Source organism: uncultured Rhodococcus sp., assembly GCF_963525155.1.
Lineage (GTDB): Bacteria > Actinomycetota > Actinomycetes > Mycobacteriales > Mycobacteriaceae > Rhodococcus_F > Rhodococcus_F qingshengii.
Map to the genome: position 1 here is coordinate 38,238 of NZ_CAURKP010000004.1, position 24,620 is coordinate 62,857.

The window sequence follows — 24,620 nt, forward strand, 5'->3', positions numbered from 1 at the left end:
ATGTCTGAACTGACGATGAATCGACCGCGTGAGGATTACGGCTTCTTCGGCCCAGGATCACCCAGTTGGAAGATCTGGGCCGCGCCGACAGCGCTGATCGGGTTCCAGCGGTCGGTGGTGCTCGAGCACTTCGACCCCTTCTTGGCTGCCGCAGTGGCAGACATGAGCGGGATTTACAGCGATCCGGCCGGGCGACTCGACCGAACCTTGGCGTACTTCCTGACCGTCGCCACTGCCGACGGGCGGACGGCATTGGCCTTGTCCGACCACCTCATGACAGTTCATGCTCAGGCCACGGGCATTGAACCGATCACCGGAACTCGTTACAGCGCAAACAATCCGGCGTCACAACTCTGGATCCACGTGACGGGTTGGCATTCGGTGCTCAAGTGCTACGAGATGTATGGGCCGGGCCCGCTTTCAGCTGTCGAAGAGCAGCGGTACTGGGAAGAATGCGTGATCGCTGCCGAACTACAGACATGCAAGACCTCCGACGTTCCACGCTCCCGAGACGAGGTACGTGAGTACTTCGCTGAAGTCAGGCCCAGATTGTGTACCTCCGAGCGTGCCAACCGGGCGATGCACTACTTGTTGAGAACACCGAGAGCACAGGGGAAGACGAAGTTCGCGACATTCAGCCGATTGGTCGCGCCGGCCACTATCGCGACTTTGCCCGGCTGGATGCGAACGATGGGTGGCTTCGATCAACCCGCTTTGTTGGACAGGGCAATTGCGCCCGCGGTGCGCACTGCGGTCCGGGTCGCCAGTTCATCGAAGAACATGACCACTGCTCTGAAAGTCATCGCGCCGATGACGGGCAAGGTGTTGGTTCGCCACCTGCGCGACGAGCAACCCCTCGACCCGAGAGTTGTCACGCCAGCGGAGATTCGGGAGCGATTCCCGCGAGCCGCCAAGGCTGCGCAGGCCGTCTGACGGGTTCGCCACGGCCTGTTGGCACCGCATCGGGGGATCCCTTCGATGCGGTGCTCGGCAGTGTTCTGTTGTGCCTGAGGTTCGTTCTCAGGTTTTGAAGGTGGTGTTCGCTGGGCGCGGTTGCTGCTGCGGGTCGATCGAGGGCGGCGGGATGAACCAGGGTTTGTTGTCGGCGCCGATGCGGATTTCCCATTTCCCGACGAACCCGGATTTGCGGTGCATCAGTCGGTGATGTGAACGGCACAGCAGGACCAGGTTGTTCATCACGGTCGGGCCACCGTTCGCCCAGTGCCGGATGTGGTGTGCATCGGTCCAGGCGGGTACGCATGTGCAGCCGGGGAAGGCGCAGCCCTTGTCTCGGGCAATCAACGCAGTCCGTTGTTCGGCGGTGACCAACCTCTTCCCTGGTTTCGCATCGAGCGGCGCCCCGTGACCGTCGAGCAGAACGGTGGAGAGGAAACAGTCGCAGCCGAGAAGCCTGCTCTGCGACACCGACAGTGGCCCGAGCCAGGGCATGTGCCCGACATCAAGATCCGACAAGTCCAGATCGGGTGAGCCTTCGTCGTCCACATCAGAAGGCGACGCGGCGCAATCCCGATGCTCAGCCAAATCACGAGCATTGATGTGCACGTTCACGTGCGGGCGTTGACCACCGTCTGTGCCTGTTTTGGCGCAGTCGAGATAGCGGCGGATCAGTTCGGTGAACCCGTCGGCAGTTCGTTTCGCTGCCGACCGAGAATCCGGGGTTCCATCGGGTGCCGGGGTGGGCATCGTCAGATTCGACAGGGCCGAGAGCAGCATTTCTCCGGTGAGGGCGTCGAAATCCCCGCGCACCACCACTCGACCGTTCAATGTCGACGCGATCCGCAGCTCATTCCGGTCGACGTCTTCGGCGGGTGGAATTTCATCGGATTCGAAGATTCGCTCCAAGGTCGCGATCACGTTCCGCACCTTCGTGGTCGTCGCCTCCACCCCCGACGCAGCCGCCAACAACAAATCGATACAGCGAGGGAGCGCGGCGTCCGGCATCCCCTTCGGAGGTGACTCACAGAACGCCACGATCAACACGGCATGATCGAACGAGCAATCCCCGCCATCGAACCGAGCCGCCACCGCCGGAAACGGCCGCAAAGCCGCACCTAACGCGGCGATCTTCTTCCCGTCCCGAACCTGCAGCATCGTGTTAGCCGCCAACCACGAACCGACACCGCGACTGGCAATCACCTGATCATCCGGGCGCAACGACAACTCGTCCACCACCGCCACACGAACCGCCTCGAGGCGCAGAATCTCAGCACTCGCCTCGACAGCAGCAGCACGCAACTCTGCAGCAGACAACTGCCACAGGCGTCCGCGTAACCCCACCGCAGAACCAGACACCACGTCCGACAACAAGACACTCATTGAATCCCCCGATCCCCTCCCCAAATCATACTCGAACATGCGTTCGAGTCAAGAGCGTTTTCGAATCTTCGGCTTCTCGCAAAGCTGCAAGAGTGCATCCGTTGTCCGCAAACGTGTTTCGTCGGGACGGAGGAGGTCGTCGAGTACGGCGACCGGTGCGGTGGGGTAAGGTCGCCGATTTTCGAGCTTTGGTTGGAGAAGGTGGTCGGTGTTTGACCGTGCGGGCACACGGGTAACCCGCTCCGGATGCCGTCAGCGTGAGGGGGCCGTGAGTGGACGAGTCACACAAGATCCGTCGCCGATCGTTTGTTCAAGGGCTTGGCTTGCTGGCCGGTCTGAGCGCGTTGTCCGCTGGATCAGCGACGGCTCGACCACCTGATGTCGATCCATTACGCCCGTTCCAACTTCCGTCACCCCGGCTGGAACCGTTTCGGGAGACCCTTCCTGTCCTGCCGGGCATTTCGGGTGGCAACCTGGAGCTTCGTGCGGCATCGTCGATGCACCGATTCCATCCGGACCTACCGTCGTCGCCGTCGCTGGGTTACGGCGGAATGGATTATCTGGGCCCCACCATCGAAGCTCACGTCGATCAGCTCGTCACAGTCCGATATGCCAATGACATTTCTGCGTATCCGCTTGCCGCGGATGTCGATCCGGGTCTGCACGGCGTCAGCGACCTCGACCGCACACAGGTCCCCACCTCGCTTCACCTGCACGGAGGAGTTACTGCACCGCAGTTCGACGGGCATCCGGAGCTGATCCAGCGTCCGGGCGAAGGTTTGGTTCACGAATACACGAATGGTCGTGCCGCCGGCAATCTTTGGTATCACGATCACGCCATGGGAATGACGCGCCTCAACGTCTACGCCGGGCTGGTCGGGATGTATTTTCTCCGTGACGACGCAGATACAGGCACCACCGGGAATTCTCTCGGCTTGCCGTCCGGCGAATTCGAGCTTCCGATGATTCTGCAGGACAAGGTCTTCACCTCCGACGGTCAACAGAGTGTCCGTTCCACGTGGCTCACTCCGCAGGGTTCCTGGGATCCGGCGACTCCCGGTGACGTGGGTGTAGTGAACGGCGTCGTATGGCCGAAAGTGGAGGTGGCTCGCGGACTGTACCGATTGCGACTGCTCAATGCCGCAACCTATTCGGTGTGGAATCTGCATTTCGCAAATCGTATGCGGTTCTGGGTGATCGGTTCCGAAGGAGGATTTTTGGCCGCTCCGGCGCCGACGGATCACGTCCGGCTGAGTCCGGGTGAACGCGCTGATCTGCTGGTCGACTTCAGCATGCTCGAGCCGGGCACGGCGGTGGAATTGCGCAACGACGAACCGGTACCCCTTGCGGTGGCTCAACGCGGCACGCAGGTGATGCCGGTGTTCTGTCGGTTCGACGTGGGCAGCGCAAAGGGATTCACCGGCTCGATCCCGCAGCAGTTGAATTCTGTTGCGGCCGAACCAGTACAACCGGATGTGGTGCGAAATCTTACGATCATGCAGCTCTCGCGTCCCTCGGATTATCCCTCGATCACCATGTCGCTCAACAATTTGCGGTTCACTGATTCAGATATCGAACTGCCGCGTCAGGGAACCGTCGAGCAATGGAATCTGATCAACATCACCACGGAACCACATCCGATTCATCTGCACCTGGTGGCGTTCCGCGTTGTGGGACGCCAAAGCCTCGACACTGCAGCACTGATGCAGCGGTATCCGGTGCCTGACTTGGGGGTCCGGTGGACGCCGTCGGCAGAGGAATTCGTGACCTCTTCGCTGCGGCCTCCCGAAGTGTGGGAAACGGGGGAGAAGGACACTGTCATCGTGGATGCCAACTCGATCACCCGCGTGATCGTGCGCTTTCCGACGGCCGACGAGTTGGGCTTCGATCCGGATGCAACTTTCGCGAGAGGTTCCATGGCAGATCACTCGGCACACGGAGAAGTCGGCATGGGGGACCTTCAGGGGTACGTCTGGCACTGCCACATGCTCGATCACGAAGACCACGACATGATGTTGCGATATCGGGTGGTGACGTAGCCTTCAAGGGGAGAAAAGTTCCCAGAGGAGGCAGCTGTGTCGGAAGGTGCGCCCACCGGGCCCCTGGACGGATATCGGGTGATTGAACTCGGAACCTTGATCGCCGGGCCCTTCGCCGGGAAACTGCTCGGCGACATGGGCGCCGACGTGATCAAGATCGAATCGCCGGACCGCCCGGACCCGCTTCGTACCTGGGGTCAGGCCGAGCAGGACGGTCATCGATTCTTCTGGACGGTTCACGCCCGCAACAAGCGGTGTGTGACCTTGGACCTTCGCGTCGACGCGGGACGAGACCTGTTTCTGAATCTGATCGAACATGCCGATGTGGTAGTCGAGAACTTCCGGCCGGGCACCCTCGAGAAGTGGGGCCTGGGATTCGACGTTCTCAGTGCGCGCAATCCGAAGTTGGTGTTGGCCAGGGTATCCGGCTACGGGCAGAGTGGACCGCAAGCCAAGAGCGCCGGCTACGCCTCGGTTGCCGAAGCGGTCAGCGGATTTCGGCATCTGAACGGTTATCCAGGGCAGGCGCCTCCGCGTATTGCCCTTTCGCTCGGAGATTCTCTCGGCGGGATGTTCGCCGTTCAGGGAGTGCTGGCAGCGTTGCTCTCACGAGAGCGGACCGGCCGTGGTCAGGTGGTCGACGTTGCCCTCACGGAATCCTGTCTGGCGGTGCAGGAATCCACGATCCCGGATTACGATCGGGGCGGGATCATCCGGCAGCCCTCGGGAACGAGATTGGAGGGTATTGCGCCGTCCAACATCTATCAGACCTCTGAAGGAAACTGGGTGGTGATCGCAGCCAATCAGGATACGCTCTTCGTGCGTCTGTGCACCATCATGGGGCGACCGGAACTAGCGCATGACGACCGCTTCTCCAATCATGTTGCGCGTGGCAAACATCAGGACGAGCTCGACGAACTGATCAGCGCCTGGGTCGCGCTCCAAGATCCCACCAGCCTGGTGGAACGCCTCACCGAAGTGGGAGTTGTTGCCGGGCCGATCAATACGGTTGAAGATGTCGTCAAGGATCCGCAGCTGATCGAGCGGGGGATGCTCGTCGACCACTACGACGAGCGGATCGGTGAAAACGTCCTCGGCTTGGGCGTCGTGCCTACCTTCAGTGAGACACCCGGATCCGTGCGCAACGCGGGAGCGTCGGCGCCGGGTCACGACAACTCCTCGGTGTGGGGCGGGCTCCTCGGACTCTCGGACGACGAGCAGGCAGAACTGAAGACGAAGGGCGTGATCTGACATGTCGGTACCTGGCGTGGGTATTCCAGCAGTCAGTATTCGTGAAGTCGGACCACGGGACGGGTTGCAGATCGAAGACCCGGTGTCGCTGGCGGAGAAACTTCGTCTTGTCGACGCTCTGGCTGCGACGGGTGTTTCGCGTATCGAGGCGACGTCGTTCGTCTCACCGCGCGCTGTGCCGGCGTTGGCCGACGCGGAATTGTTGGCAGCAGAACTGCACCAGTGGCCCGGCATCGAGTTCTCGGCATTGGTCGCCGGAATCGGTGGAGCGAAACGGGCCGTCGCCGCAGGAATGAAAACCGTCGAATATGTTGTGTCGGCATCGAATGGCCACAGCGAGGCCAACACTCGGTCGACGACGGAGCAAGCGACCGAACGTATCGGAGAGGTCGTCCGGATCGTCCACGACGCCGGAGGACGGGTGGAGGTCATCGTGGCCACAGCCTGGGACTGTCCGTTCGACGGTCCAACCGACCCGGATCGTGTTCTGCGGATTGCGGAGCAGGCCAAGGAGTTCGGTGCTGATCAATTCTCGATCGCAGATACCATCGGCACTGCCACGCCGGGGCGTGTCGGACGATTGATCGACGCTGTGGGCGAAAGAGTAGGTGACTTCGGCTTGGGTGCGCACTTCCACAACACGCGTGGCGCTGGTCTTGCGTGCGCGTTTGCGGCTGTGCAGCACGGTGTTCGAAACCTGGACGCGTCCACCGGAGGTCTCGGTGGTTGTCCGTTCGCTCCCGGTGCCAGTGGCAACATCGCGACGGAGGAACTGGTCTACATGCTCGAAGACATGGGCATCGCGACAGGTATCGACTTGGATGCGAGCATTCGTGCCGCTGCCGTTGCAGAGGAGATAGTGGGCCATACGGTTCCCAGTAATCTTCTCCGCGCCGGCGATCGGAAGCGGTAGGGACCTTTACTCTTCTCGGTTGGGTGATACCAGCTGCAGTCTGACCAGCTGCTCGTGCGCCGCCGGCGGCCAACCGATGCGCTGCTTCTCCAGATACCAGGCACCGGCGGCAAATGCGATCGCGAGGACGATCCAGATCGCGACGCTTCCGATCTGAGAGCCCAGGTCGCTCGACGAGGACACTTCGCCTGTGCTGTAGTCGTATTCCGTTGTCGTGGTGATTCCCTCTACTGCGAAGGTCCACAGAATCGGAAGGGCACACAGTGCGGCGAGGGCACGTGCGACATGCGCTGGACGCAGTTCGAAGATCATTCATTTCTCCTGGTGATCGACCCGGTGAATCTCACTCTCCTCGAAAGCTATTCGGGTTCGACGGCGCTGTCTGTAGTCGGATCGACGGACATGGACGAGGTGCCGAGCTCTCCCCGGTCCCCCTGCCGTAGCAGCTGCATGCCGTTGTGATCGAACTCGATTCGTCGAACGTCTTCAGTGTCGACCAGCATCGTGGCCATAGCGGTACGCCGAGGTGGAAGGATCCGTATGGTCACTTTTCCTCGCGTGATCGCGGTGAGTTCCCGGACGATGCTCGAGTGGATTCGGTCGCGCACGTCGGCGTTCGCGCCATCCATTCCGTGGTCGTCGAGCAAGACCACTTCGACGCCGCGGTTTCGAGCGGCACGCACAGCATCGATGACATCTGTCTGTTGTAAGCCTGTCGCCCTCAGCGAATCTCGGAGTTGCGCCTCGAGGAGTTCGCATTCTTGCCGCTCGGTGGTTGTCAGTGGAACCCCGGAAGCGACCCGTTCGAGGAGCGGGCGTGCAAGGACATCGAGCCTGTCGAGTTGCGCGTCGCGTTCCTCGAGAATCGCAGCACTGGCGGACGCGGAGGCAATTCGTTGGGTGGACCGCTCACGAAGTTCGTAGATAACCCTGGCTTGAGGACGGATGGTGTATGCGAAGAAGGTCGACATCAGAACAGGGCCCGCGTTGATGACCGTCAACGACACTCCGTACATGGCCCCCTGGCCGGTGGTGGAGGACCAGATGGCGGTCACCAACACCATGAGTCCAAGCCCGAGCCACGCGAGTGCTGTACGCCCACGAACGCACATGAAGGTGAAGACTGCCGTCGACATCCCGAACATCCAGAGTTGAGTCATGTCGTTGACGGGGACTGGAACCACTGACAACACCAGGCCGCTCGTGACGGCGCCGGTCAGAGACACCAGAACGCTCTGCCCCAGCGGCATCGGGTCGCCTCTGCTCAGTACGAGTGTGAAAGCCGCAGTCGAGCACACGATAATTGCCAAGATCATCGGCCAGACTGCGCGGACGTCGGACGACGTGTAGGCGACCGAGATCACGCAGGTGAGCGCGAAGCATGCAGCCATGAATCGAGCAGCACGGCTGTGCATGCCGAGAAGATCGCGGACATCTCGTCCGTCCGGTCTGGTCATGTCATCACCGCTACGGGCAAGCTCAACGTCAGAGTCACCGAAGTGCCGCGGCCGGGTGACGATCGAATGGTTGCCGATCCGCCGTCGAGTTGACGCATTCTACCGCGGATGCTGACAGTGATTCCGAGGCGATGCGTCTCGACGGAGCTCGGATCGAAGCCGACGCCGTCGTCCTCGACGACTACTTCGAGGTGGGTGGCGGTTGCCGTGACCGTGACCGAACGCCGTGCACTGCTTCCGGCGTGTTTGACGCTGTTGCGCAGTGCCTCGGCCATCGCACCGGCCATCGCACGAATCGAGTCGGGTGCGTATCCGCTCGGATCAGACCCGTCGGAGAGGGCGGTCTCGAACGTGATGTTTTCGTCCACTTCCGAAGCGGCTGAACGCAACTGAGCGAGGATTCCGTCGAAGTCGAAACTCGTCTCGTGGTCGGTTCCGGAGCGCAGTTCGTCGAGTCTTGCCACCGTCCTTCGCGCCTGAGCGACGACCGAGGGATCGGCATCGTTTCTCGAAGCAGCGAGCAGAGTCGACATCACGGTGTCGTGGATGAGTGCGTCGAATCTCTCGCGTTCGACGGATTTGGCCTCGGCCGCGGCGGCGCCGGCGGCAGCGGCATGAGTGGTGGCGATGGTCGCATCCAGTACTCGTCCGGTTCGCAAGGCCATGACGGCCGCTGCTACGAAAACCGCGCAAAATGTCCAGGCGAAGGCGAGGTCGGGAACCAACAGGTGCGTCGTGGGACTCGTCCGGATTATGTGATTGGTCAACTGTGCGAGTGTTGCCACTACGAAAAGGTGCACGACGGCGGCGGCCGGTCGCCAAGCTGCAGCGGCAGCAAGGCTGGCGACGCCGGGGAAATTGGAAATCCACAAGGTGAAATCTGTGACGTGGTCACCATTCCACGCCGGCCACCACAGGAGGATGACCACGACGTAGAGAACCGCATTTGCGCTCGCAGTTCGTTTCACCCATCGGGTGTCGGCGTGGAACGTCGATGCTCCCAGCGCCAGCCCAATACCGAAAGTCGCGACCACCGCCAGTGGAGTCCACCACGACGCAGACATCGCGGTGGCTTCTGCAATCGCAGGGGCAAGCAATATCAGATAGCAGACATAGCCGGCGCCGATGAAACGGCCGAAGAGCCTCAGAATTTCGTCAGAAGCACTGGCTGTTTTGTCGAAAGCAACTCTGTCGATCAGAGTTCGTCGATCGTCACTATCTGATCTTGTATCGCTCGCACGAGTAATTCGCATTTCGTCGGTGCGTTCCTTCCAACGTCGGCATACTTCTCGCGAATCCGCGACAGGTGGGTCCCCACCGTTCCCACGCTGATGTAGAGGTTTTGAGCGACGCGTGACTTCGAATCACTCAGTAGCCATTCCCTGAGAACCTCGATTTCGCGCTCCGAAAGGTGCGGTCCGACGGGATCCTGTGCCATGCAGTTTTCCACAGTGACTGTCATGAATTTTGTCCTTACTTCTCTGTAGCGGAATGACAGACCCCCGACAGTGCCGTCTTCTTGTCAGATGAATGTAATTCGAAGAGGGAAATTTTTCCCAGACATCAATTCCTCTGCCCATATTTTCAGGGGCAGCGCTGTGAGAGTTATTGTTGCCGAACCTCATTGTTAGTCAAAGTCAGCTTTTTTCCGGAAGTAGGCCGTTCAGGAATTGGTAACACCCCGTCTTCGACCGCGCGTTTGTACAAATCCGTTTTTGTCGGTGCGGGTCGTCCGACAGCCGCATATTTCTGCCTGATGCGCTGGAGGTAGTCGTTAACCGTCTGCGGCGCCAAACCGGTGAGTCGCGCAACTCGATCCGCCTTCTCTCCGGATGCGTAAAGTTCGAGGACCTCGAGTTGTCGAGGGCTCAGACCCACTTCGTCGAGACCTGGATCCCCGTCGATTGCGGCAGCCCACTCTGTCGTCACCACCTGCCTTCCCGACGCGGCGGCGCGTATCGCATCAACCACGACGGCAGTCGGTTCGGACTTGCGTACAACACCCAGTACGCCAGCACGGGCGGCCGAGCGAACGAGGTACGGGTTTTCCGCCCCGGTGAAGATCAATGTCTCGAGCCCGGCGGCCCGCAGTTGCTCGACATTGCTCTTGGGCGATGAACCGTCGGCCAGCCGGAGGTCGAGGATTGCCAGATCCAAGGCGACGTTCTGAGCGAGCATCTCGGACACAGTGGTCGCGATGCACACCAATTCGAGGTCCGGCTCGTCCTCGAGCATCACGGACACGCCGATTGCTACCGACTCGTGGTCTTCCACCAACCCGACACGGCGGTGTGGAAATGCTGTTTGCTCTGGCATAGCGATTGTTTCCCTCCGCTCGATGCGAGGACGTTATCAGGCAGAGCTGACTGACCGGTATGTTACGTGTCAAGATTTGAAGTCAGCCTGGACTGTTTTACGTTTCGGCTCTACAGTTATCTTGTGACCGAGACCACTTCCGATGCGAAAGTAAGCCGTACCCAGGCCGAACGTACAGCGGCGATGCGTGGGCGCCTCCTCGACGCCGCCGTCGAATCGTTGGTCGAGCTGGGCTACGCACGGACCAGCACGCAAGAGATCGCCCGCCGCGCAGGCGTCTCGCGGGGTACGCAACTGCATCATTTTCCGACCAAGGAATCGCTGGTCGTTGCGGCCGTCGAGTATCTGGTCGACAAGCGGCTGGAAGAAATCCTCACCGCTGAAGTGGATCGTGGTCGAGGCCTCGAGGTCCTGGCGGACGCGTTCTCCGGGCCGCTGTTCTATGCCGCCCTCGAATTGTGGGTCGCGGCGCGGACCGATCCCGTTCTGCATGCGGCGACGGTGCCCCTCGAACGCAAGGTGAGTGAGGCGCTCGAGTTCGGCAGCGCCGAGTTGTTCGGTGATCGGTTCGATTCCGAGTCGGTCGAACTCACCATCGAACTCGTTCGTGGGCTTGCCGTCTCAGCCCTGTTTCGTACATCCGAAGCCGACGACGCGCTCAGAGCGCGACTGTTGCCGGCCTGGCAATCCCGAGTGGAGAAGAAGTGAAGCTTCCCGAACATGTCGAAACGCTGATCGTCGGTGCCGGATTTGCCGGTATGGGCTTGGCCGCCAGAATGCTTCGCGACAACCGCGCTGCAGACGTCGTGTTGATCGAGCGTGGAGCTGACATCGGCGGCACTTGGCGCGACAACACCTATCCAGGCTGTGCCTGTGACGTGCCGACGGCGTTGTACTCGTATTCTTTTGCGCCGAGCGCCGATTGGAGTCATACCTTTGCTCGTCAACCCGAGATCTACAACTATCTGAAGAAGGTGGCCGCAGACACCGGCATCGTGGAACGCGTAGTCCTGAACTGCGAGCTCGAAGCTGCTGTGTGGGACGAGGATGCGGCGCTGTGGCGTATTCGGACATCTCGAGGGTCGTTGACGGCCAAAGCTCTGGTCGCCGCGACCGGAGCGTTGTCGACGCCCAAGATCCCGGATTTCCCCGGTCTCGACCAATTCTCCGGGACCACTTTCCATTCGGCGACGTGGAACCACGAACACGAACTGCGTGGTGAGCGCGTAGCCGTGATCGGAACGGGAGCGTCGGCGGTTCAGTTCGTTCCCGAAATTGCCGACCCTGCTGCCCATGTCACCGTGTTCCAGCGAACTCCGGCCTGGGTGATTCCGCGGATGGATCGCACCCTGCCTGCTGCACAGAAGGCCGTGTACTCGCGGATTCCCGTTACACAGAAGGTGATTCGAGGGTGGGTTTACGGCTTCCGCGAGCTACTCGGTGCCGCGATGTCGCACGCGACGTGGGTGCTGCCTGCCTTCGAGGCGGCCGCGCGCCTCCATCTGCGCAGACAGGTGAAAGATCCGGAGTTGCGCCGGAAACTGACTCCCGATTTCACGATCGGTTGCAAGCGCATGCTTCTGTCCAACGACTGGTTGCGCACCCTTGACCGCGCGGACGTGAGTCTGGTCGACAGTGGTCTCGTCTCGGTCACCGAAAACGGAGTGGTCGACGGACGCGGAGTCGAGCACAAGGTCGACACCATCATCTTCGCCACGGGGTTCACGCCGACGGAACCGCCTGTTGCGCATCTGATCACCGGAAAACGTGGCGAGACGCTGGCCGCACATTGGAACGGTAGCCCCAGCGCGTACAAGGGTACTGCGGTCAGCGGGTTCCCGAATCTGTTCCTCATGTACGGTCCGAACACCAACCTCGGACACAGTTCGATCGTGTACATGCTCGAGTCCCAGGCCGAGTACGTCAACGACGCCTTGAACACCATGAAGCGAGAGCGGATCGATGCCCTCGACGTGAACGAGACGGTGCAGGTGCACTACAACAAGGGAATTCAGCACGAGTTGCAGCACACGGTGTGGAACAAGGGCGGATGCTCGAGTTGGTACATCGATCCGGAGGGGCGCAACTCGGTGCAGTGGCCGACGTTCACTTTCAAATTCCGTTCGCTGCTGGAGCATTTCGATCGTGAGAACTACTCCGCTCGCAAGATCGAAAGCGTCGAGGCATGACCACGACGCACTACGACGTGGTGGTTATCGGTTCGGGATTCGGTGGCAGTGTCGCCGCTCTTCGCCTGACGGAGAAGGGCTACCGTGTCGGGGTGCTCGAAGCCGGTCGACGGTTTGCCGACGACGAGTTGCCTGAAACCAGTTGGAGACTTCGAAAGTACCTGTGGGCGCCGTGGATCGGATGTTATGGGGTTCAGCGCATCCATCTTCTTCCGGATGTGCTCGTGATGGCGGGAGCCGGCGTCGGAGGTGGGTCGTTGAACTACGCCAACACGTTGTATCAGCCACCCAATCGGTTCTTCGAAGACCGTCAGTGGGCGCACATCACTGACTGGCACGACGAACTGGCGCCGTACTACGACCAGGCCAAACGGATGTTGGGTGTTCGCACCAATCCGTCCTTCACTCCTGCCGATGCGGTGATGAAGGACGTAGCCGAAGAGATGGGCGTGGGGGAGACCTTCACGTCCACCCCCGTCGGGGTTTTCTTCGGGGAGGCAGGAGTTTCCGTGCCGGACCCGTTCTTCGGCGGAAAAGGACCCGAACGCACAGGTTGCACCGAATGCGGGGGATGCATGACCGGGTGCCGAGTCGGGGCGAAGAACACGCTGGTCAAGAACTACCTCCATCTCGCCGAGCAAGCGGGCGCCAGGGTTCATCCGCTCACGACCGTCACCGAACTTCGGCCGAGCGCAAGCGGTGGTTATCACCTGCTCGCGAGGCGAACGGACGGCGTCCGCCGGCGAGAAGTTCGGTTCACCGCCGATCAGGTGGTGGTAGCCGCCGGAACGTATGGAACGGCGAGACTGCTGCTCGGTATGAAGGAATCCGGTGCCCTGCCTGACCTGTCGGACACTCTGGGCACCGTCGTACGTACCAATTCCGAAGCCGTACTGGCCGCAACGTCGAAGTCGCGTCGACGGAACTTCACGCAGGGCGTAGCGATCACATCGTCCTTTCATCCGGATGATCACACGCACATCGAGCCGGTGCGATACGGCAAGGGCAGCAATGCAATAGGACTTCTGCAGACCGTCCTGAGTGACGGCGGCGGGCGAACTCCCCGGGTGCTGAAGACTCTGGCGGTCGCGGCACGGCACCCCGGTGCGTTCTTCCGGTCCTTGTCGGTACGGAACTGGTCCGAGCGAACCGTCATCGCGCTGGTGATGCAGACCGACGACAACTCCCTCGAACTTTCCAAGAACACCAAACGATTCGGGCGTTCCCTCACCAGTAGGCCGGGACCGGGTGATCCACCTCCCCAGTGGATTCCGCAGGGCCATACAGCCATTCGCAAGGTCGCCGAGAAGATCGACGGCGACCCGGGCGGTTCCATCGCCGAGATCGTGAACATCCCGATGACGGCACACTTTCTGGGTGGCTGCGCGATCGGTGACAGCGCGTCGAGTGGCGTCGTCGATCCGTATCTGCGTGCATACGGTCATGAGGGACTGCACGTCATGGACGGTTCGGTGGTGAGCGCAAATCTCGGAGTGAATCCTTCCCTGACCATCACTGCGCAGGCGGAACGAGCGTGCGCGATGTGGCCGAACAAGGGTGGCGCGGACGCCCGCCCGAAGACCGGCGAGCCATACGTACGTATCGATCCGACTTTGCCGTCCGATCCGGTGGTGCCGACGCATGCACCAGGCGCTTTGCGGCTTCCCCTGACCATTCGAGCTGAGAAGGTGTCCGATGTGGAGCGTGCCTGAATCGACAAGTGACCGCGTCGACTGGCCGGTGAGTGATCCGCCGCCGTGGCCGGCTCGCGTTCGCGCGACACTGTGGTGGCACCGCAGTACGTCGGCGGCGCGGGAGCTCGGCCCGGATGGTCGAACGATTCCGATGACGGTGGCCATGATGGTGGACTACCTCGATTCGCCGGTCGGCCCGTATCGCGAGATCCTCGCCAGTCCGGTCTTGCATGCGCCAGGGAAACGGATCGGGCCTATGCCGCGGATGGCGGTCCCTTTCATCGCGGTGGATTCGGAACCGTCGGTGCACGGTGGGCGAGTCCACTGGCAACTACCCAAGGTTCTGGCCGAGTTCGACGGAGACGTGCAGCAGAAATTCACTGCAACCGGCGACGGATGGCGGGTGCGTTCGGATACGCGGATGCTCGGGCCGCGTCTGCCGATTGCCGGGGCGTTGGGATTTGCGCAGCCGGAGTCCGGTGGAGGTCTGGCGATCGCGTCGGCAAGGCTGACGGGATCGTTCCGATACGCGCGCGTGAGCGTCGAGGCAGAGGGGCAGACCCTGCCGGACTGGTTGGCTGCGGGCACCCATCACGGCGTCGTGATTCTGGGCGGAAAAATGACTACGGGAGCGGCCAGGCGTCGGTAACGGGGGTTTGACCTGCGAAAAGCGACCAAGGCCGCCCGTCAGTGACCGGGCGGCCTTGGTCGTGTGGTGTGAAAGTCAGGTGTCGACGTCCCACAGGCGCCTCTCGGCGGGTGGTCGCTCGCAGCGACAAAAGGGGTGGGGCCCGGGGCTTGTTCGGACGCCGACAGGGTGTTCAACGGCGGTCTCCCCGGATTTGTTCCCGTCCTTGATATGTGACAACGGTCTCGATTCAACTTAGGCAATCCTTTTCTTGACTAATTCCAGAAAAGCGGCATACTGGGAAACATGCGAGACGGAGAGCATGACTTCGACCCCCGAGCGCAACTGCGCGCCGTCGGGTTGAGGGTCACTGCTCCGCGCCTCGCCGTGCTGGATGCGGTTACAGCCCAACCGCATTCAGACGCCGATTCTGTTGCAGCACTCGTGCGGCAGCAGCTCGGATCGGTATCCACACAGGCCGTTTACGACGTGCTGAAGGCATGCGTGAACGCAGGATTGCTGCGACGCATCGAGCCGGCGGGTTCGCCCGCACGGTTCGAGACGAGAACTGGTGACAACCACCATCACCTCGTCTGTCGCGGCTGCGGCAAGGTCGTCGACGTCGATTGTGTTGTCGGCCAAGCTCCCTGCCTCGAACCTTCCGATAATCACGGCTTCGAAATCGACGAAGCCGAGGTCGTGTTCTGGGGCCGTTGCGAAGATTGCCTGAAGAATTCTGCCGAATCCGACACCGAGTCGGACGCGGTCTCGCAGAATCGAATTGATGCGTCCAGAACCTCCGAGTCAGCCACCTCGCATGCAGCCCATGCGTTCGACTCGGATGCAGCCCCGCTCCTCTGACGCCCAGCCCACAACGCTAGGAGGCTTCGCCATGACCAAGCCCACCACCAACAATTTCGGTATCGCGGTCGCAAGTGATGACGAATCGCTGACCGCGGGTATTCAGGGGCCGGTGCTCCTTCACGACCACTACCTGATCGAGAAGCTCGCGCAGTTCAACCGCGAGCGTGTCCCGGAGCGCATCGTCCACGCCAAGGGCGGCGGCGCTTTCGGTGAACTCGTCATCACACACGACGTCAGCAAGTACACCAAGGCCGCGTTCCTGCAGCCGGGTAAGAAGACCGAGTCCCTCGTCCGCTTCTCCACCGTCGCCGGTGAGCAGGGCAGCCCGGACACCTGGCGCGATCCGCGCGGTTTCGCGATGAAGTTCTACACCGAAGAGGGAAACTACGACCTCGTCGGCAACAACACCCCGGTGTTCTTCATCAAGGACGCCATCAAGTTCCCCGACTTCATTCGTTCGCAGAAGCGACTGCCCGGCTCCGGTCTTCGTGACCACGACATGCAGTGGGACTTCTGGACTCTGCGTCCCGAGACCGCTCACCAGGTGACCTGGCTGATGGGTGACCGCGGTATCCCGAAGACCTGGCGCAACATGGACGGCTTCGGATCGCACACCTACCAGTGGGTCAACGCTGCGGGTGAACGCTTCTGGGTGAAGTACCACTTCAAGACCGATCAGGGCATCGAGTTCCTGACGCAGGCCGAAGCAGACAGCCTCGCCGGTAGCGATCCCGACTACCACCGCGCGGATCTGTACAACGCCATCGAGGCCGGTAATTTCCCGAGCTGGACACTCAAGGTTCAGATCATGCCGGTCGACGAGGCCGAAGGCTACCGCTTCAACCCGTTCGACCTCACCAAGGTCTGGTCCCAGAAGGACTACCCGCTGATCGAGGTCGGCAAGTGGACGCTGAACCGTAACCCGGAGAACTTCTTCGCGCAGATCGAGCAGGCATCCTTCGAGCCGTCGAACGTGGTGCCCGGCATCGGATTCAGCCCGGACAAGATGCTTCTCGGTCGCGTCTTCTCCTACGCCGACGCACATCGTTACCGCATCGGCACCAACTACGCCGACCTGCCGGTCAATGCCCCGAAGAACGAGGTGAACTCCTACTCCAAGGAGGGCGCCATGCGTTACAGCTTCAATTCCCCGTCGACGCCGGTGTACGCACCGAACTCGTACGGCGGACCGCATGCCGATCCGTCGGTTGCCGGTGACGAAGGACTGTGGGCATTCGACGGCAAGGCAGTGCGCGCCGGATACATCGAGCACGCCGAGGACGGCGACTTCACGCAGGCCGGAACGCTGGTCCGTGAAGTTCTCGACGACGCAGCTCGTGAGCGCCTGGTGAGCAACATCGTCGGCCACGCCCTTGCCGGCGTCAGCGAAGAAGTTCTGCTGCGTGTCTTCGAGTACTGGAAGAACGTCGACGCAGATTTGGGCAAGCGCGTCGAAGAAGGTGTACGCGCAGGTCAGTGACCCGCTGACATGAGCATCGCCTAGGTCTACCGAATGCGGACCGCTGCAAGGGAAATCACTTCCCGGCAGCGGTCCGTTTCCGTCTACCCAACTACAGAAGCGCAAACCAATAGACGAAGCATGCGAGAAGGAATACAACGACTGACTCCATGACGACACCCCTGTTCGACGTGCACTTCTGCTGTTCGCACTCTCCATGATCCGCTTCTCGAGCTGAGAATGCTCGGGGCACAAGTTTCGCGAACCGAGGTGTTGGGCAGTCAATTCCCATGGCAATAGGTGCGGTTCTCTTCGACATCGACGGAACGCTCGTCGATTCCAACTATCTGCACGTAGAAGCGTGGTCGCGAGCTTTCTTCGAGGTAGGTCGCCCGGTCGACGCGTGGCGGGTACACCGCAGCATCGGCATGGACGGAGACCAACTACTGGAGTCCTTGCTCGGCGAAGACATCGACGGGTGCGGACCGCGAGCCAAAGAACTTCACACCACGTACTACCGGCAGTCGGCCGACCGTCTCCGAGTACTGCCGGGAGCGCGCGAGTTGATCCGCCGAGTTCACTCGCTCGGACTGCACGTGGTGCTCGCTACCTCGGCGCCGGACGACGAACTGAAGTTGCTACGCCGGACGCTCGACATCGACGAAATGATCTACGCCGCCACCTCTTCGGAATCCGTCGACGAGGCCAAACCTGATCCGGACCTGATCGAGGTCGCGCTCGCGAAGGCAGGTGTCGACGCGGGCAATGCGGTCATGGTCGGGGATGCCGTCTGGGACATGAAGGCGGCGACATGGGCGGGCGTTGTGGCTGTGGGAGTGCGCAGCGGCGGCATGTCGACCGACGAACTCGAAGGTGCGGGTGCGGCTGCCGTGTACGACGACGCCCGCGACCTCCTCGACCACCTCGACGGCAGTGTGATTTCCGAACTCGTTTCAGGCCTAGATACCGGGAGTTGATCAGTGATGGCACGATTCGGCTACACCTTGATGACGGAGCAGGCAGGTCCGAAAGAACTGGTTCGCCATGCAGTTCGGGCCGAAGAAGTCGGCTTCGACTTCGAAGTGATGAGTGATCACTACTCGCCGTGGCTGACCGAGCAGGGGCATGCACCCTACGCCTGGTCGGTGCTGGGGGCAGTCGCCCACGCCACCGAGCGAGTCGGTTTGATGACGTACGTGACTTGTCCGACCGTGAGGTACCACCCCGCCGTCGTCGCTCAGAAAGCTGCGACGATCCAGATCCTCGCGGACGGACGCTTCACCCTGGGATTGGGAAGTGGCGAGAGCCTGAACGAGCATGTGGTCGGCGAGGGTTGGCCGTCCATCGACACCCGCCAGGACATGCTGCAGGAGGCGGTGAGCATCATTCGCGCACTGCTCGCCGGAGATCTGGTGAGCTGGAAGGGGGAGTACTTCGACGTCCAGTCCGCCAGGATCTGGGATCTCCCCGAGAACCCGGTTCCGCTGGCGCTGGCCATGTCCGGAGACAAGTCCGTCGAGCGTTTCGGTCCGATGGCCGACGATCTGATTGCCGTGCAACCGGATTCGGAGCTAGTGCACTTGTGGAAGCACGTGCACGGCCGAGCATACGGATTGGCTCCCGCAGGCCGGACCATCGGTCAGATTCCGATCTCGTGGGACCCTGATCGCGACACGGCAATTGCACGAGCTCATCAGCAGTTCCGGTGGTTCGGCGGAGGGTGGTCCGTGAACTCCGAACTGCCGACGCCGGCGAGCTTCTCGGGTGCGACTCAGTTCGTGCGCAAAGAGGATGTAGCTGAAAGCATTCCGTGTGGTCCCGATCTCGATGTGATCGTCGAAGCGGTCAAGGCATACACGGACGCCGGATTCACCGATGTGGCACTGGTACAGATCGGTGGAGATACCCAAGACCGATTCTTCGACGAGGCGGCCAAGCCGCTGCTCGAGGCTCTGCACGTCGAATTGGGTTGATCGAGAAGATCAATCGAGTTCCGCCGAGTGGGCTCTTGTCGAGTCGCGCGCTACCGCCGTGCAGCCTCGCCTGCTGCGCGACGAGGGCCAGTCCCAAACCGCTTCCGGCGTCGCCCGCACCGGTACCACGAACGAATCTCTCGAACATCGCTTCGCGTTCCGAAGGCGCGATCACGGTGCCGTTGTCGTCGACGAATACCGTCGCCGAACCCGTCGCAGCCCCTGATCGGACGGTGATCTCGACTTCGTCGGCATTGCCGTGCCGAACGGAATTGGTGACGGCGTTGGTCAGCACCAGACGGATACCCGCGGGAAAGGCCTGAACCGAAAGTTCTTCCGGTGCTTTCAAACGAACGTCGACCTGCGGGTGCAGACGGCCTGCGTCAGCGACGGCGCGATCGGCAACCTCCACGAGATCGACGTCGGCACAATCCTCGGGATCGGCCACGTCACCCAGGGCTAGAGTCTCGAGGTCGGTCAGGGTGCGCTCGATCTGGCGCTGCGCCTCCAACAATTCGCCGGACAGTTCGCGCCGTTGGCTTTCCGTGAGATCGAGTGTTGCGAGAACTTCGAGATCGGTACGCATCGACGTGAGAGGTGTGCGCAGTTCGTGGGCGGAGACGCGAGCGAAATCGCGTGCCGACTCCAACGCCTCCTCGGTGCGGCTTCGATCGCTTTCGATGCGACTGAGCATGCTGTGGATTGCCTCCGACAGTTCTTCGGCTTCTCGCGTTCCACGTACCGACGGTGCCCGGCGCGAGAGTCCGTCGACGTCGAGGTTGTTGCCGATCGAACTGGTGGTCTCGGTCAATTGCTGTAGTGGCCGGACGGCTCGGCCGGTGAGGAACCAACCGAGCCCGGCCGCGGCAAGGATGGCGACCACTGCTGCAGCGGCCACTTGGAACTGCTGTTCACGGATTGCCTGGGTCAGTGGGTCTTCGGGGATGCTGACGGCCAGTGCGGCGCCGCTGTCGCCGGGCACCAGAACATCACGACTGCGAACATCGGTGGTAGCCAAGGCGCTGACGGTCGCGGCGTTGAATCCGGGGCTGACCACGGATGGTTCTGTTGTTGCAGTTGATGTTTCGATGAATAGCGGGCTCGGCGCACTCGCCGCGACGCCCAGGGTGACGGAATCGAGAGTGCGTTCGAGTTGTTCGGATCCGTTGACACGCAGAAAGACCGCGAACGCAATTCCGATCGCGGCAATCACGATTCCGGCGGCCAGGCCCGAGGCGATGGCTACGCGAGTCTGAAGTGACAGCGGCCGCTTCATCGTTCGGCCCTCAGGACGAAGCCCACCCCACGCACTGTGTGGATCACGCGGGGCGCTCCGTCGACTTCGAGTTTCTTGCGTAGGTAGGTGACAAAGACGTCGACGACATTGGTGTCGGCGGCGAAGTCGTAACCCCAGACGAGTCGCAGGAGTTGTGCGCGACTGAGTACGACTCCGGCATGCTCGGCGAGTACCGACAACAGGTCGAATTCTCTTTTGGTGAGTTCGATTCGCCTACCGTCGATGTGCGCTCGATGGCCACGGAGATCGACCGTCAGCGGTCCCACCGTGATCGGATGGTCGACCGACGGGGTGGCTCGCGTCGTGCGTCGAAGCAATGCGCGCAGTCTGGCGACGAGCTCGGCCAATTCGAAGGGCTTGGTGAGGTAGTCGTCGGCGCCCGCCTCCAGCCCTGCGATGCGATCACCCACGGAACTTCGGGCGCTGAGTACGCAGATCGGAACCTCGTTGCCGATCGCGCGCAATGCCGTCACGACCCCGACGCCGTCGAGACCGGGCATGTTGACGTCGAGTACAAGCGCGGCCGGGCATTGCTTGTTCACCGACGACAAAGCTGACCGTCCGTCGACGGCAGTTGCCGTATCGAAGCCCGACAATCGAAGTCCACGTTCGAGCGAATTCAGAACCTTCGCGTCGTCGTCAACGATCAGGATGCGCTCGCGTGTACTCACCCCAGCCATGGTGCCATCGGATCAAGGCCTGGGGCCCCGCTCGGAGCGGGGGCCGCCGCATTCTCATCAACTCCTAAGAAACCGACAACAGATCTGCAGTGTTGGCTTCATAACCTCGGGTTTCTCGGATGCGACCGCGCCGAGAACTCGAGAACGTTCGATCAAGGAGAACAACGATGACGCGATTGAAAGTGAACGGCAAGCGGGCCCGCCGGACCGGTGTGGTGGTGGCGTCCGTGGCGGTCCTCGGTATGGCAGTGGCGCCGGGAATCGCCTGGGCTTCCAACCCGATCTCCGACGGGTCACCGGTGGCGGTGCGATCGATCGCGACCGCTCCAGCCGAGTTGGGTGTGGCTCCCGAAGTAGCGTGTGGTGTCGCGGCGCCGATTTCCGACGAGGAGCTGCAGAAGCTCATCGACGAGGGCAAGGTTGTGCGCGCGGAGGAGGCCGGTACGGCCGCAGTCACTATCGAAGTGCCGAGCGAAGCTGCGACATTCGTTGCGCGTGAAGGGGTGCCGGCGTTGCCGACCGTCGAATGGGCTCCGACCACCGAAGGTGTTCCGGCAGAGGTGCTCGACATGGCCGGTGTCGCTCCGCTGGAGGAAGGCGTTGCCCTGTCATGCACGGTTGCCGCGGGCTGACGAGCGAAAAAAGCTCCGCATGAACCGCTTTGACCTGGAACGGTACGGCCGTACTCAACTGGGTCTGGAGGTTGGTCAAGCCTGTCGGTAGCACTTGCTACGTTCGGGGCGGTCTCGGCGAGCATGCCGGGGCCGTCGCCGACGGCGTCATGTGTGTGGTGTCTCGCAGAGGGTGCGGTACGGCCTGATGCGGGGCGCGTTTCGAAAGGTGTTGTGTTTCATGGTCATGGGCCCCACCCACGCGATGTCCGGTGCTGCTGTGGGGTTGGTGGTTGCGGAGTTGTTGCCTCTCGACTGGGGAGGGCCCACATCCACTGCGGAAACCTTGACCTTTGCCGGGGTGTGCGCCGGAGCCGCCTTGCTTCCCGACCTCGATACCGGTCAGTCGACGGTTTCCCGATCATTCGGTCCGCTCAGCAAGGCTCTGGCCAAAGGCATCGACGCAATTTCGGTGACCTTCTACCGCATCAGCAAAGGCAAGAAGGACGGCAAGCGTCGTGGTGGGCATCGGACGCTCACGCACACCGCGCTGTTCGCCGCCGGGTTGGGTGCCGGGGTCTCGGCGCTGGTTGTTCAGTTCGGGAAGCCAGCCATCATCATCACCCTGTTCTTCTGCCTCGGGTTGGCCATCCGAGGATTGGCGGGTGAATTGGCCAAGGAGAAGGGGTGGCTCGCGGTCTCCGCCGTTGCGTTGGTGCTCTCTGCCCTCACCTGGCAGTGGTATCCGAGTGAGGCCGGATCCACTGGGCTAGGTGTTGCGGTGGCACTGGGCTGCGCCACGCACTGTCTCGGCGATGCGATCACCAAGGAAGGGGTGCCGTTTCTCGCGCCCCTGATTCCGCTCGGCGGCAAACGATGGTGGGAACAACGGCTGCCGTCATTCCTGTCCATCCGTGCAGGTGGGAACCTCGAGAAGGTTCTGATCGGGCCGGCTCTGACGGTTCTGACTGCCTGGTTGATCATCAGTGCGTTCGACGGTGCCCCGGAAGCGATCTACGCGGTCTTCGCTCCGATGGTGCAGTGAGCTTCGGAAAACTTTTATTACGGAACCACTGGCATCGTAATCATATTTGTTCTACGTTCGTCCCTGACATGAACCGAGTCGGCTGACGGAGTGAGCAGTGGTGCATCAAGCAGAGCGCATGGCAGAGCACAGCTCGAGCGAAGACGGTGTGAGCCGGCGCGGATTTCTCGCAGCGAGTGCCGGCGCAGCTGCTCTCGCGGGCATTTCCTGGGCGCCGGCGGGAGCAGTTCCCTGGGGTTCGGCATCGACCATCGCGCCACCGCCCGGATTTCCGTCGGACATTCCGTTGTCACAGCAGGCGTACGCGAACTGGTCGCGAGAAATCATGCTCGACAGCGTGTGGACGGCCACGGCACGTCACAGCGACGACGTCGTCACCCTCGCCAACTGGGCGTTCGACAACGGGTACACAGTGCGTGCGAAGGGAACGATGCACGGGTGGAGCCCGTTGACGCTGGTGCCCGGCGCGCCTTCGGATCGAGTTCTGCTGGTCGATACGATGGCCAACTTGAATTCGGTTGTGGTGCAGCACGGCACGCCCGCAACGGTCACGGCGGGCGCCGGCGCCAGTATCGAAGCGATTCTGACAGCGCTCGAGCGAGAAGGGCTCGGCTGGGCCAACTCTCCGGCGATCGGTGAGCTGTCCATCGCCGGCGCGCTGGCGATCGGTGCTCACGGGGCAACCTATCCGGCGGTGGGGGAGACGATCACCCCTGGTCAATCGTATGGTTCGCTGAGCAACCTGATCACCGAGATCACGGTGGTGGCGTGGGACGAAGCCATCAATCGGTACGCACTGAAGACATTTCACCGATCGGACGTCGAGAGCACCGCCTTCCTGACCCATCTGGGTCGAACCTTCGTCACCTCCGTGACGCTGCAAGCCGGGGAGAATTATCGGCTGCGGTGCCAGAGTTTCACCGACATTCCGTGGCAAGAACTCTTTGCTGCTCCCGGGTCGCCAGGGCGTACCTACGAGAGTTTCGTCGAGAAATCCGGACGGGTGGAAGCAATCTGGTTCCCGTTCACGCAAACACCGTGGCTCAAGGTCTGGACACCGACCCCGGTCAAACCGCCGGAGTCCCGAGAGGTGAGCGGGCCGTACAACTACTTCTTCTCCGACGCGATTCCCGAAGAGGTCACCACCCCGTTGGGGATGGTGGCACAGGGTCTCCAAGGTGCGACACCGCTGTTCGGCGCCTCTCAGTTCGGCGCTGTAGCAGCAGGATTGGTGCTGACCGACACCGACGATCTCTGGGGCTGGTCGAAAGACGTTCTGTTCTACCTCCGGCACACGACCTTGCGCGTCGTAGCCGGGGGCGGAGCCGTGATCACCAAGCGGTCCAACATCGGCCGAGTCGTCCACGAGATGACGAGTTGGCTGAACGAACGAATGACGCACTACGCGTCGCTGGGGCAGTATCCCGTCAACATGCCGTTCGAAGTGCGTCTCTGCGGTGTCGACGATGACGGCGAGGTGTTGGTCGACAGCGCCGGAGTGCCGGACCTGTCAGCGGTGCGGCCGCGGGCGGATCGTCAGGACTGGGACACAGCGATCTGGATGAACGTGGTCTCGATTCCCGGCACCGCGGGATTGCCTGCGTTCCTTCGCGAAATGGAACGGTGGATGGTCGCGAACTACTCCGGCGATTACGCGACCTTCCGTCCGGAGTGGTCCAAGGGGTGGGCATTCACCGATCAGGCGGCGTACCAGGACGACGAATTCCTCACCAGCACAGTGCCTGCCACCTTCCGTGCCGGTGGCGACGGGAATTGGGACTTCGCTCTCGCCACTCTCGACGAACACGACCCACACCGCGTATTCAGCAATACGTTCCTCGACCGCGTATTGCCACCCAGCTGAATC

23 protein-coding genes are annotated in these 24,620 nt (G+C 61.8%); 15 read left to right on the forward strand and 8 right to left on the reverse strand.

The window, feature by feature from the left end; translation table 11 throughout:
* Window positions 1–933, forward strand: coding sequence for an oxygenase MpaB family protein (locus RWT78_RS01760; protein ID WP_003943464.1), 933 nt, complete (start codon window positions 1–3; stop codon window positions 931–933).
* A gap of 87 nt (window positions 934–1,020) precedes the next feature.
* Here RWT78_RS01760 and RWT78_RS01765 read toward each other — a convergent pair whose 3' ends face one another.
* Complete coding sequence (locus RWT78_RS01765) at window positions 1,021–2,337, reverse strand: HNH endonuclease signature motif containing protein (protein WP_003943456.1); 1,317 nt, start codon at window positions 2,335–2,337, stop codon at window positions 1,021–1,023.
* A 272-nt stretch (window positions 2,338–2,609) separates the two neighbouring features.
* Between RWT78_RS01765 and RWT78_RS01770 the strand changes: the two genes are divergently transcribed.
* Genes RWT78_RS01770 through RWT78_RS01780 form a run of 3 tightly spaced genes read left to right on the forward strand, consistent with a single transcriptional unit; the run spans window position 2,610 to window position 6,540 of the window.
* Entirely contained in the window at window positions 2,610–4,376 is a 1,767-nt protein-coding gene (locus tag RWT78_RS01770; protein WP_314673461.1) for a multicopper oxidase domain-containing protein, read from the forward strand.
* A 36-nt stretch (window positions 4,377–4,412) separates the two neighbouring features.
* Window positions 4,413–5,627 carry a CaiB/BaiF CoA-transferase family protein gene (locus RWT78_RS01775; protein WP_003943481.1) on the forward strand — a complete coding sequence of 405 codons (1,215 nt, stop codon included), beginning with the start codon at window positions 4,413–4,415 and terminating at the stop codon, window positions 5,625–5,627.
* Window positions 5,628–5,643: 16 nt separating this feature from the next.
* Window positions 5,644–6,540, forward strand: a complete 897-nt coding sequence (locus RWT78_RS01780; protein WP_370852725.1) for a hydroxymethylglutaryl-CoA lyase — start codon at window positions 5,644–5,646, stop codon at window positions 6,538–6,540.
* 6 nt (window positions 6,541–6,546) lie between these two features.
* Here the strand turns inward: RWT78_RS01780 and RWT78_RS01785 are convergent, their stop codons facing one another.
* The 5 genes from RWT78_RS01785 to RWT78_RS01805 all read right to left on the reverse strand — a co-directional run bounded on the left by RWT78_RS01785 (window position 6,547) and on the right by RWT78_RS01805 (window position 10,313).
* On the reverse strand, window positions 6,547–6,852 hold the full coding sequence (locus RWT78_RS01785) for a hypothetical protein (RefSeq protein ID WP_003943512.1): 306 nt from the start codon (window positions 6,850–6,852) through the stop codon (window positions 6,547–6,549).
* Between the two features lie 47 nt (window positions 6,853–6,899).
* A complete protein-coding gene (locus RWT78_RS01790; RefSeq protein ID WP_314673462.1) occupies window positions 6,900–7,997 on the reverse strand; it encodes a hypothetical protein in 1,098 nt (365 codons plus the stop codon).
* Window positions 7,994–9,061 (reverse strand): ATP-binding protein, encoded by a 1,068-nt coding sequence (locus RWT78_RS01795; RefSeq protein ID WP_314673463.1) that lies wholly within the window; start codon window positions 9,059–9,061, stop codon window positions 7,994–7,996. The genes RWT78_RS01790 and RWT78_RS01795 overlap by 4 nt, the downstream gene beginning before the upstream one ends.
* Before the next feature lie 131 nt (window positions 9,062–9,192).
* Window positions 9,193–9,459, reverse strand: a complete 267-nt coding sequence (locus tag RWT78_RS01800; protein ID WP_370333094.1) for a response regulator transcription factor — start codon at window positions 9,457–9,459, stop codon at window positions 9,193–9,195.
* A gap of 143 nt (window positions 9,460–9,602) precedes the next feature.
* Window positions 9,603–10,313 carry a LuxR C-terminal-related transcriptional regulator gene (locus RWT78_RS01805; RefSeq protein WP_007732315.1) on the reverse strand — a complete coding sequence of 237 codons (711 nt, stop codon included), beginning with the start codon at window positions 10,311–10,313 and terminating at the stop codon, window positions 9,603–9,605.
* A gap of 183 nt (window positions 10,314–10,496) precedes the next feature.
* Here RWT78_RS01805 and RWT78_RS01810 point away from each other — a divergent pair, with 183 nt between their 5' ends.
* The 8 genes from RWT78_RS01810 to RWT78_RS01845 all read left to right on the forward strand — a co-directional run bounded on the left by RWT78_RS01810 (window position 10,497) and on the right by RWT78_RS01845 (window position 19,120).
* Window positions 10,497–11,021 (forward strand): TetR/AcrR family transcriptional regulator, encoded by a 525-nt coding sequence (locus RWT78_RS01810; protein ID WP_223304522.1) that lies wholly within the window; start codon window positions 10,497–10,499, stop codon window positions 11,019–11,021.
* Window positions 11,018–12,502 carry an NAD(P)/FAD-dependent oxidoreductase gene (locus tag RWT78_RS01815; RefSeq protein WP_276116993.1) on the forward strand — a complete coding sequence of 495 codons (1,485 nt, stop codon included), beginning with the start codon at window positions 11,018–11,020 and terminating at the stop codon, window positions 12,500–12,502. Before RWT78_RS01810 ends, RWT78_RS01815 begins: the two co-directional genes overlap by 4 nt.
* Complete coding sequence (locus tag RWT78_RS01820; RefSeq protein ID WP_314673464.1) at window positions 12,499–14,214, forward strand: GMC family oxidoreductase; 1,716 nt, start codon at window positions 12,499–12,501, stop codon at window positions 14,212–14,214. The genes RWT78_RS01815 and RWT78_RS01820 overlap by 4 nt, the downstream gene beginning before the upstream one ends.
* Window positions 14,198–14,845: a hypothetical protein gene (locus RWT78_RS01825; protein WP_007732330.1), complete on the forward strand. Its 648-nt coding sequence runs from the start codon at window positions 14,198–14,200 to the stop codon at window positions 14,843–14,845. Before RWT78_RS01820 ends, RWT78_RS01825 begins: the two co-directional genes overlap by 17 nt.
* Window positions 14,846–15,130: 285 nt before the next feature.
* A complete protein-coding gene (locus RWT78_RS01830; protein WP_003943517.1) occupies window positions 15,131–15,685 on the forward strand; it encodes a Fur family transcriptional regulator in 555 nt (184 codons plus the stop codon).
* A gap of 31 nt (window positions 15,686–15,716) precedes the next feature.
* Window positions 15,717–17,168 (forward strand): catalase, encoded by a 1,452-nt coding sequence (locus tag RWT78_RS01835; protein ID WP_003943483.1) that lies wholly within the window; start codon window positions 15,717–15,719, stop codon window positions 17,166–17,168.
* A 269-nt stretch (window positions 17,169–17,437) separates the two neighbouring features.
* Window positions 17,438–18,124: an HAD family hydrolase gene (locus RWT78_RS01840; RefSeq protein WP_003943463.1), complete on the forward strand. Its 687-nt coding sequence runs from the start codon at window positions 17,438–17,440 to the stop codon at window positions 18,122–18,124.
* Window positions 18,125–18,130: 6 nt separating this feature from the next.
* Entirely contained in the window at window positions 18,131–19,120 is a 990-nt protein-coding gene (locus RWT78_RS01845; RefSeq protein WP_007732341.1) for an LLM class F420-dependent oxidoreductase, read from the forward strand.
* Here RWT78_RS01845 and RWT78_RS01850 read toward each other — a convergent pair.
* Entirely contained in the window at window positions 19,017–20,396 is a 1,380-nt protein-coding gene (locus RWT78_RS01850; RefSeq protein WP_003943504.1) for a sensor histidine kinase KdpD, read from the reverse strand. The genes RWT78_RS01845 and RWT78_RS01850 overlap by 104 nt on opposite strands.
* Window positions 20,393–21,097, reverse strand: coding sequence for a response regulator transcription factor (locus RWT78_RS01855; protein ID WP_003943475.1), 705 nt, complete (start codon window positions 21,095–21,097; stop codon window positions 20,393–20,395). The genes RWT78_RS01850 and RWT78_RS01855 overlap by 4 nt, the downstream gene beginning before the upstream one ends.
* Window positions 21,098–21,264: 167 nt before the next feature.
* On the opposite strand from RWT78_RS01855, the gene RWT78_RS01860 reads away from it, so the two are divergent.
* The 3 genes from RWT78_RS01860 to RWT78_RS01870 all read left to right on the forward strand — a co-directional run bounded on the left by RWT78_RS01860 (window position 21,265) and on the right by RWT78_RS01870 (window position 24,617).
* A complete protein-coding gene (locus RWT78_RS01860; protein WP_003943487.1) occupies window positions 21,265–21,729 on the forward strand; it encodes a hypothetical protein in 465 nt (154 codons plus the stop codon).
* A gap of 220 nt (window positions 21,730–21,949) precedes the next feature.
* A complete protein-coding gene (locus RWT78_RS01865) occupies window positions 21,950–22,753 on the forward strand; it encodes a metal-dependent hydrolase (protein WP_314673465.1) in 804 nt (267 codons plus the stop codon).
* A 118-nt stretch (window positions 22,754–22,871) separates the two neighbouring features.
* Complete coding sequence (locus tag RWT78_RS01870; RefSeq protein WP_314673466.1) at window positions 22,872–24,617, forward strand: cholesterol oxidase substrate-binding domain-containing protein; 1,746 nt, start codon at window positions 22,872–22,874, stop codon at window positions 24,615–24,617.
* Window positions 24,618–24,620: the final 3 nt, after the last annotated feature.